A 1188-nucleotide genomic window follows, 5' to 3' on the forward strand; every position below is an offset into this window, starting at 1 on the left:
ACGGCGGTACATAGGCGCCTTACGACGACCATAGGTGTACTTAGTCCTTCGTCCACGGGCTGCAGGGGAAAGAGCCAACTGTTGACTCGAACTTCCTCCCCCGGGAGTAGCCCTTGCGCGTTTACGTGATCCGGGTACATACATGTATTATGGGTGCAAGGTGAAGTGAATTGTGATTGATATGCCATAAATATAAATATGACGTCATCAAAATAGTTCCAGAGATCCAGAGGAGATTTTTAGGTACAAGCCGACCAAAATCCCCTCCGCGCCCATATATACACCCCATTCGAGCTTTTGGCCCATATTATTGCCCAAAATTATACCCCAATTAGGAATAGTTCCATAGTTCCAGAGATCCATACATCGTGGGTGAGGGGCGGAACTAATGGGTACTCGTAGGCTAGTTAACGGTCGGTCCGTCGCTGTCGCTTACTCCCTCCCCGATACTACAATATATGGCAGTACATTTACTTAGGTTCGCTATATGACACGTCCCACTCTAACGATACAAGAATGGTTTGGCCGGACCCAAAAGGGCCGACATAAAACTGAAAACCAAACAAAGCAAGCTCGGACGTAGCATCAATCCAAGGACAAGGGACAGGGACAGCCTGGGCAGTCAAGCCTAGTAGCTGATACCCCGGCTGCAGAATCTGGGGGTACATAGTGTATTCAATGCGGTTATCCGTGGCGTTAAGTGTCTTCCTTCCAACGTCCTTCAGAGAGTTGAAGTAATTGAAGCTAAAACCAGTAGCCGCCAAGTCAGGGTCATGATTGTATCGAACCGCCACTTGAGGGAGCAATGCGTCATCACTCTGTTCCATCGTGATTAGCTCTGCAATAAGCTTAATACTATGCACTTTCATCCGAGTGAATAAAGCGCCATAAGCGGCAGCGCTAGGAGCCTGCTGCGTTGTGGGAGATAACACTAACTTAAAGTCAGTGCCCCCCCCAACACCCGTATACTGAATAAAAGCGTTGGTCTTGTTCACACGAATTGTCTGATTACTCCGAGACGAAGAATTTACTATCCGCGTTGTCGCATCCGGCGTAGCAAACCTAGCACCACCGAACAAACGGCGGTACATAGGCGCCTTACGACGACCATAGGTGTACTTAGTCCTTCGTCCACGGGCTGCAGGGGAAAGAGCCAACTGTTGACTCGAACTTCCTCCCCCGGGAGTA

The 1188-nt window shown here is 49.3% G+C and carries 1 protein-coding gene; it reads right to left on the reverse strand.

The window, feature by feature from the left end; genetic code table 11:
• Positions 1 to 470 precede the first annotated feature (470 nt).
• Entirely contained in the window at positions 471 to 995 is a 525-nt protein-coding gene (locus HWQ67_RS19185) for a hypothetical protein (RefSeq protein ID WP_218254299.1), read from the reverse strand.
• Positions 996 to 1188: the final 193 nt, after the last annotated feature.

The organism is Candidatus Magnetobacterium casense (assembly GCF_019173545.1).
Lineage (GTDB): Bacteria > Nitrospirota > Thermodesulfovibrionia > Thermodesulfovibrionales > Magnetobacteriaceae > Magnetobacterium > Magnetobacterium cryptolimnobacter.